Raw genomic sequence first — 7461 nt, forward strand, 5'->3', positions numbered from 1 at the left:
CCTCTCCAGCTCCGAAAAGCTAGCATGGGTGTCCACTGAAACGAGGGAGGATCACGAGGGAAATACCTTCAGCGTGACACCACATTAGCAGAACCTGCACGCCCGTGAGGTGTTGGGCGATCGTGTTTGCCGCACGCGACCGGAGGGCCGTCATCACGTAGATCGCCGGCAAAAGCAGCGGAACGCCAATGTCGCGATCGACAAGAAGCGGAACCCGCTCTCCACACGGTCGGACGTGTAGTCGGACGACAGGCCAGACCATATGGACGCTCCAAGCAAGGTGGGCCTTTTCAGGCTACGACCACTGGCGAGCGTTCAGGAAGGTGCAATAAAAAACGGCCGGCTCCAAAGGGAACCGACCGCTATTTACAGTTTTACCCTTGTTCGGCTCTAGAACGGAATCTCGTCGTCCAGGTCGGCCGAGAAGCTCTCGCGCGGGCCGCTGGGCTGGCTGCGCTGGCCGCCGCCGAAGCTGGAGCCGCCGCCCGAATAACCGCCGCCGTACTCGTCGCCGCCGCCCGACGAAGCACCGGCGCTGTCACCGCGGCCGCCCAGCATGGTCAGTTCGCCGCGGAACTTCTGCAGGACGATCTCGGTCGAATACTTTTCCTGGCCGGTGTTGTCGGTCCATTTGCGGGTCTGCAAAGCGCCCTCGATGTAGACCGTCGAGCCCTTGCGCAGATACTGCTCGGCCACCTTGACCAGGTTGTCGTTGAAGATGACCACGCGGTGCCACTCGGTCTTTTCCTTGCGCTCGCCGCTGTTGCGGTCGCGCCAGGTCTCGGACGTGGCGATGCGGAGATTGGCGACGCGGTCGCCCGAACCCAGGCTGCGGATCTCGGGATCGGCGCCGAGATTACCCACCAGAATGACCTTGTTGACGCTGCCCGCCATCGCTTGACCTTGCTCTCGCCCAGCGACCCATGCGCCGGAATCTGAGAGCGCACGTTAACGAGGCGTTAAACGGCGCGCAAGTTTTGTTCTCAATATGTTCTTGTGGACGAGAAAGACGGCTGTGGACGGACGAAGCCGCGAGCGCTCCGCGCCCCCTCGCCTACTCGGCCGGAACGCGGCGGATGGCGCCCGGGATGGCTAGACGGCCATCGCCCGTGCGGACCAGCGACATGAAGCGCGGACCATCATAGGTCTGGCCGAGATAGATGCCTTCCTTCTCGATGAAAATGAAGGATCCCTGATAGGCGCCGACCATGCTCTGGCTGTTGGATTGTCCGAGGCGAACGAAGCGAATCCGCATGCCTTCGAGCGTCGCGGCGCACTCCTCCATCGTGGGCACGTTACGAGCCACGGAATTGTAGCGCAGCGTCTTGTCCTTGTTCGTCGCCACGTGGAAGCAGACGCCCTGCTCGAACGGCGGCTTGATCTCCTTCTGGCAGCCCGCGAGTGCGAAACCCGTGGCGGCGAGAACGACGGCGGCGGCGAGAACGGTCTTGCTCATGGATTACACTTATAAACCTATCCAGCGTTCGGGCTAGGGCAGTTTGGCGGCTGTTCAAACACGGTGTGGAAGCTGCGGTTGTCGGGAGACGCCTCGATCCGCCCCTGGAGCAGACGCAGCGTTTCCTCGCCCCAGCGGCCATAAGCCACGGCGCTCGTCTTCTCGCAGCGCCCGCCGAACAGCTGCTGGGCGCAGGCGTTCAGGGTGATGTCGCCTGGCAAACGACGCCATTCGCCGCCGGCGTAGCGCCAGCAGGCGGCCAGAGGCGCGTTGGCCGAGGCCATCGCCGGCGTGGCGGGAGTCGAAGGACTCGCGGGCTGGCCCGCGGCGGGCGCATCGACGGTTGGGGCCGGCGGCAAGGGCGTCAGCACCGTGCCGGCCTGATCGGCGGCGGCCAGGGCGCCCGTCTCGTCGACGCCGACATCCAGCGCGCCGGTCGCCACGCCGTTCTTCTTGGCGCATTCGGCCAGGGTGATCTCGCCAACGAACGCGCCGCCGACAAAGCAGCGCAGCGGCCGAGCGGGGTCGAGCTTGGTGTCGTCGTCGCGTCCGGTCTCGACGATCAGGCCGGCGCGCGAAGCCGGCGGGGCTTCCGTCTGCTTCTGGTCGTGGCCGGCCAGCAGCGCTGCGGCGATGCCCAGGCCCGCCAGCAGCGCCAGCGCCGCGCCGCCGCCGAGCACGACGATCCGTCGATCTTTCAGAAAGTCCATGACCCCTGGCTACGACGCGACGATGACGCTTTCAAGCGCGACCGCCATGGAAAGAGCCCGTCCGTCGCCTTCGCGCCCCGCCGAAGGGCTGGTCAGCCGCCGCCCGTCAGGCGATCCAGCGCCGCCTGATAGTTGGCGACCTGGTCGGTGAGGTATTTCGGAACCGTACCGCCGGTCTTGCCGGAGGTCTTGCTGTCGTCGCTCTTGATCCCCTTGGCCGCGTCGGAGGTTTCACGATAAGCGGTGCGGATCTGCGACAAGGCGCGGGTGATAACGACGTTGGCGTTCTTTCGCCCGGCTTCCGTGGTCAGGTCCAGTTCCGGTGGCAGTTGGAGACCATAGACCTGCCCGCCGCCATCCGCCGAAACGGTCTTGCCACTTTCGGTCTTCGTCGCCCGAACCACGCCGCCGGACAAGCCGAGGGCCGTCAACACATCGTTCCCGCCCTTGCCGGCCACGACTTCGATCGTTGCGGTGTTCAGCGCGGGGCTGATCTTCAGCACGCGGTTGTCGCCGTTGGTGACGGTTTCGACCTTGGCGCGGAAGCCCGAAGCGCGCTTGATCTTGTCCGCCAAGGTCTCCAGCGTGTCGTTGGCCTCGATGGTGATCGTGGTCAGCGGACCGCGTTCGCGGGTGCGGATCTGGAACGTGTCGCCGGCCCGGGCGGCGGTGGCCGTCGTAATGCGGTCCGACTGCTTGAACTCCATCTTCCCCGACGGCAGGCCAAAAAGGTCCAGCGCCGAAGCGCCTGCGGCGGAAACCGCGACGGAGGTCGGCGCGGCGAACCCATCCTTGCCGGAAACCCGCTGGCTCCAGTCCACCGCCCCGCTACCGACATTGAGCTGAGCCACGTAGCCGTCTTTCGTCCCGACGGTCGGCAAACCGTCGAGGTTTGCGCCCGCCGAACCGACCACCCAGGCGGTTCCGTTCTTGACGTCAAAACCCGTGACGGTGTCGTCGCCCGTTCCGCCATAATAGGTAAGGGCGTCCGCGCTGTTGTCGGAGATATCCAAAGACAACCGGCCAACGAAGGCGTCCATACCGCCAGATGGCGCTGTCGTGGCGCCGTTGATCGACATGAGATTGTTGGCCGTGTAGCCGCCGACATAGAGTTGACCGCCGTCGATCTTGAGACCAACCAGCTCGCCGCCTTTCAACGAGCCGAGATCGCGCGTCGCCCCCGCGCTCAACGTCGCCGTCTTGGTATAGGTGACCGGCACGCTCTCATAAGCGCCGTATTGGTTCAGCTGGGTGACGTTCTCGGTGACCACGTTGGCGGTCACGTCGAAACTGCGCAGCATCGCGTTGCCGTCTTCCTTCGAGCCGACGATGACTTGGGAGCCGTTGACGACGATATCGGAGACGGAATCATTGGCCGCGGAACCGAATTTCTGCGTGAACAGCGCCTTCGGCTTGCCGTCGCCCCCCGTCGCGAAGGCCGACAGATAGGCGTCCCAACCGCCGCTGGGATCGGTTCCAACCGAGCCTGGCAGGTCAGACTTGCTGCGACCGCCGACATAGAGGACGCCGTCCGCGCCGAACGCGAGGGCGGTGGCTTCGTCCTCCTGCAGTCCGCCGCGGCGCACGGTCCATTGTTCGTCGCCATTCGCGCTATAACGGGTGACGAAGCTGTCGGTGAGGGTCGAGCCGGAGCCACTGTTGAGCGGTCCGTCGACCGAGCCCTGCAGCCGTCCGCTCACAGACCCCGCGACCGCTACGCTGCCGTCGTCGGCGACCGCCAAGGACAGGCCGCTGGCGTTGTCGGTGGCCCCCAGGCTTTGGGCGAACAGCAGGTGGCCGGCGCTGTCGTACTTCAGCAGGGCGACGTCGCTGTCGCCCTTGATCGGCTGCCCATCGATGTCCAGCTTGCCGTCGACCTGGGTGGCGACATCGGCCAGCATGTAGATCGAGCCGTCCGCCGCCGCGATCGACTTGCGCACATTGGAGATCGTGCCCTGCAAGGTCTCCGTGAACACCTTGCCGCCCGGCGCGCCGGCGCCAGCCCCGCCCCCGGTTCCGGCGGCGCTGTATTTGGTGAGGGTCGTCTCGTAGACGCCATCGTCGGTGAGCGTGTTCTTATCCGGATCGGGATCGCCCGCCTTGGTCGTGACATAGACCGCCGGAGCCGTGGTCGGGGCGCTGAAGCTAATCTGTTCGGCGGAGTCGCCCTTGACCTTCAGGGCGAAATCATCGCCCGTCGCCGGCAGGGCCACGGGCTTTCCATTGACCTGGACAGTCCGTTCCTGTCCGGCCGTCCGCTGGACCGCGAAGGCGGTGTTGTAGCCGGCCGCCTTCATCTTACCGTTCATGTACTCGACCACGTTCGACATGGTCCGCGGCGTGGAGCCCATCTCGTTCAGGTCCATCGTCACCGTCTTGGTGACGCCAAACGCCTTCACCGCGACGTCGAACGACACATTGCCTTGGAACTTCGGCACCGGATCGCCGAGTTGGCCGCTGTAGATGGTGTCCGTGGTGTAGGTGTAGTTCGCCTTGGGAACGCCCACCTTGGCCTTGTTGCTGGTCATGACCGCGCCCGTGGTCAGACGCAGCTGATCGAGCGACAGTCCCTGAACGTAGGTGCTGACCTCGGAAAGGCCCCGCGTCATGGCGGTCTGCAGCCGAGCGATCTCGCTATCGGCGACGCGCTTCTCCCCCGCCCGGTTGGCGACGGCCAGAAGCGTATTGAGGGCCTGATAGGTGGCGAAAAGCTTCGAGTAGTCCGGGCTCGCGCCCTTCAGGGACGTTCTGCTGGCGCCTTCATCGACGAACTTGCGGCCATTCAGCGCCGATCGCACGAGTTCGGTCGCGGGCGGCGTGGCGCCAGACAGCCAGGGCGCGTCCGGGACTGGCGTCTTGGATTTGGACGTCGTGGCCGATGTTACGCCAGAGGCGGCAGCGCTCGTCAGGCCGTTTCGGGCCTGATAGTAGCTGAGCAGCGTGCTGGTATCGAACGTGATCACGGATTGTCCTGACGAGGACTCAGAGTCCCCCGCTGATACATTCGCCTGTCCCCGTTAACCCGCCCTCAAGAGTCGAGGTTAAGCGGCGATAAGATGCGCCTCCGACAGCGCCCGGCGCGCGTTCTCGCGCAGTTCGCCCCATTCCGAAGCCAGGATCCCCAGTAAAACGACGTCGCGCGGCTGGCCGTCCTTCAGAACGTGGCCGCGCAGATAGCCTTCACGCCGGAAGCCCGCCGCCGACTGCGCCTTCAGCGCCGCGTCGTTGTCGGCCATGACCTCGGCGAACACCTTGTGAAGGCCAAGTTCGCCGAACGCCCGGTCAAGGCCCAGAACCTGGGCGGCGCGGCCGACGCCCCTGCCCCGCGCTTCGGCCGAGCCGAGGAACCAGTTCCAGCTGGCGCGGCGGTGGTGACTGGTCAGCCCCGTCAGGGTCAGCAACCCCATGGGCGCGCCGGCGCGCGTGATCATCCAGCCCCTCATGTCGGGGTCGGACCGCAGGGCCTGGAACCAGGCGGCGTGCGCTTCGTGGCTGGGCAGGTCGGCGTCGGACATCCAGCGGTCGACCTCGGGCTCCGAGCGCCACTGAAAAAGGACCGCCTCGTCCTCGTCCCGCAAGTCGCGCAACTCGATCATACTCGCCGCCGATTCCCCGTCTCGCACGCGCCAAGCTTACCCCGGCGCGGCGACGACACCTAGGGTTACTGCCCCTTGAAGAGGGACAGGATGATCTGTGGCGCGCCGTTGGCGATCGACAGCGCCTGGGCGCCCAGCTGCTGCTTGACCTGCAAGGCCTGCAGGCGCGCGCTTTCCTTGGCGAGGTCGGCGTCCACCAGATTGCCCACGCCCGTCTCGAGCACGTCGTTGAGCCGGCCGACGAAGGTGCTGTGGGCGTCGATCTGCTTGGCCTGGGTGCCGATATTGCCGACGGCCTGGTTCACGGCGCTCATCGTCGCGTCCAGGCGCGTGAGCACGGCGGTCGCGTTGGCCGGGGTCAGGATGTCGTCGGTCGGCAGAAGGGTGTTGATCGTCCCGCCGAGCGTCAGATTCTGCAGGCTCAACGTGATCGCCTGGACGGCGTCCGCGTCGGCCAGGAAGGTCATGTCGGCCGCCTGGCTGCCGTCCAGCAGGTTGGCTCCGTCGAAGACGGCGCTGCTGATGACCTGGGTGAGGTTCTTGAGAATTCCCTGGAAGTCGGCGTTCAGCGACTGCCGCGAGGTCGTGGTCAGCGACGTGTCCTTGGCCGCCACCACCTTCTCGCGCATCAGCTTGAGCAGGTCCGAGACCGACTCGCCGGCGGCCAGGGCCACGTCGGCGATCGAGGTCGCGCGATCCAGGCTCATCTTGACCGCCCCAAGCGCGCTCATGTCGGCGCGCTGTTCCTGAGCGATCGACCAGATCGCGGCGTTGTCCTTGGCGGTGGAGATGGACAGGCCCGTGTTGATCTTGGTCTGCACCGACTGCATGTCGTCGTTGGTGCGATTCAAGTTCTGCAGCGCGATCAGCGCGGGCTGGTTCGTATTGACGCTCAGCGTCATGCGCGGCCTCCGATCGGCGATTTTGCCGTGGTTGCGATCGCGCGCGATTCGGCGTGCGATCTAATCGCCGCCGAGACTGGGCTCAGAAAGTAAGAACATGGTTAACGCTTATAAACCATGCCTGTTAAGACCTGCGACCGGCCGTCGCAGGGCCGCCTTCGCTACGGCGTCCGCCGCGGCTCAGGCCTTGCCGTCGTAGACATCCCCCGTGTGGTAGCGCGAGGCTTCGCGCATCTTCAGAATCTCCTCGCGGGGAAATTGCTGCAGCGTCTCGCCGGTGCGCCGGTCCACGGTCTTGTAGATATAGTCGCCGGTGTCGCCGTCCTGCTCGATCACCAAGCGCAGATCGCCGGGCTGGGGCCCCTTCTCGACGGGAGCTTCCGGCTTGGCTTCAGCGTGTTGGGCTTGCTCGGCGTCGGCTGACTGCGCCTGCCCGAAGGCGGCGCCGAGCTGACGCTGAACGGCTTTGGCGCCCTCGGACGAGTCCGGGGCGTTCACGGGGGCGATAAAATCTCTGATCGCCGACAATGCGGCCTTGGGTTCCATATCTTTCCGCCGACTTGGGTCGGCCCTCCTCTCTTCTTCTCCCTATCTTCGACCCTCAGAAAAAGCGGAGGCGGGCCCAGACGAGCCCGCCTCCTCCCGCTCCTTAACGGAACAGGCTCAGGATCGATGACGTAGATTGGTTCGCGATCGACAGCGCTTGCACGCCAAGCTGTTGCTTGGTTTGCAGCGACTGCAACTTGGCGCTTTCCTTGGCCAGGTCGGCGTCCACCAGGTTGCCCACGCCGGCGTCC

The 7461-nt window shown here is 65.5% G+C and carries 8 protein-coding genes; all 8 read right to left on the reverse strand.

From position 1 onward, the window contains the following. Window positions 1-390: 390 nt before the first annotated feature. Window positions 391-894, reverse strand: a complete 504-nt coding sequence (locus AX690_RS11775) for a single-stranded DNA-binding protein (RefSeq protein ID WP_066680284.1) — start codon at window positions 892-894, stop codon at window positions 391-393. Between the two features lie 160 nt (window positions 895-1054). Next, window positions 1055-1456 (reverse strand): hypothetical protein, encoded by a 402-nt coding sequence (locus AX690_RS11780; RefSeq protein ID WP_066680283.1) that lies wholly within the window; start codon window positions 1454-1456, stop codon window positions 1055-1057. 17 nt (window positions 1457-1473) lie between these two features. Then, on the reverse strand, window positions 1474-2166 hold the full coding sequence (locus AX690_RS11785; RefSeq protein ID WP_066680275.1) for a hypothetical protein: 693 nt from the start codon (window positions 2164-2166) through the stop codon (window positions 1474-1476). Between the two features lie 92 nt (window positions 2167-2258). Beyond that, entirely contained in the window at window positions 2259-5129 is a 2871-nt protein-coding gene (locus tag AX690_RS11790) for a hypothetical protein (protein WP_066680273.1), read from the reverse strand. Between the two features lie 78 nt (window positions 5130-5207). Continuing rightward, complete coding sequence (gene pseH, locus AX690_RS11795) at window positions 5208-5762, reverse strand: UDP-4-amino-4,6-dideoxy-N-acetyl-beta-L-altrosamine N-acetyltransferase (protein WP_066680271.1); 555 nt, start codon at window positions 5760-5762, stop codon at window positions 5208-5210. A gap of 65 nt (window positions 5763-5827) precedes the next feature. Beyond that, window positions 5828-6664, reverse strand: coding sequence for a flagellin (locus AX690_RS11800; protein WP_066680266.1), 837 nt, complete (start codon window positions 6662-6664; stop codon window positions 5828-5830). Window positions 6665-6844: 180 nt separating this feature from the next. Further along, window positions 6845-7210, reverse strand: a complete 366-nt coding sequence (locus AX690_RS11805; RefSeq protein WP_066680264.1) for a flagellar protein FlaG — start codon at window positions 7208-7210, stop codon at window positions 6845-6847. A gap of 103 nt (window positions 7211-7313) precedes the next feature. Further along, window positions 7314-7461 (reverse strand): flagellin (locus tag AX690_RS11810; protein ID WP_255357068.1); only part of this gene is annotated, 148 nt, incomplete at its 5' end.

This window comes from Caulobacter sp. CCH9-E1 (assembly GCF_001556515.1).
Classification (GTDB): Bacteria; Pseudomonadota; Alphaproteobacteria; order Caulobacterales; family Caulobacteraceae; genus Caulobacter.

Excerpts from the sequence above, each read along its gene's own strand:
- AX690_RS11775 (WP_066680284.1), bottom strand. The coding sequence starts at position 894 with ATGGCGGGCAGCGTCAACAAGGTCATTCTGGTGGGTAATCTCGGCGCC.
- AX690_RS11780 (WP_066680283.1), bottom strand. The coding sequence starts at position 1,456 with ATGAGCAAGACCGTTCTCGCCGCCGCCGTCGTTCTCGCCGCCACGGGT.
- AX690_RS11785 (WP_066680275.1), bottom strand. The coding sequence starts at position 2,166 with ATGGACTTTCTGAAAGATCGACGGATCGTCGTGCTCGGCGGCGGCGCG.
- pseH (WP_066680271.1), bottom strand. The coding sequence starts at position 5,762 with ATGATCGAGTTGCGCGACTTGCGGGACGAGGACGAGGCGGTCCTTTTT.
- AX690_RS11800 (WP_066680266.1), bottom strand. The coding sequence starts at position 6,664 with ATGACGCTGAGCGTCAATACGAACCAGCCCGCGCTGATCGCGCTGCAG.
- AX690_RS11805 (WP_066680264.1), bottom strand. The coding sequence starts at position 7,210 with ATGGAACCCAAGGCCGCATTGTCGGCGATCAGAGATTTTATCGCCCCC.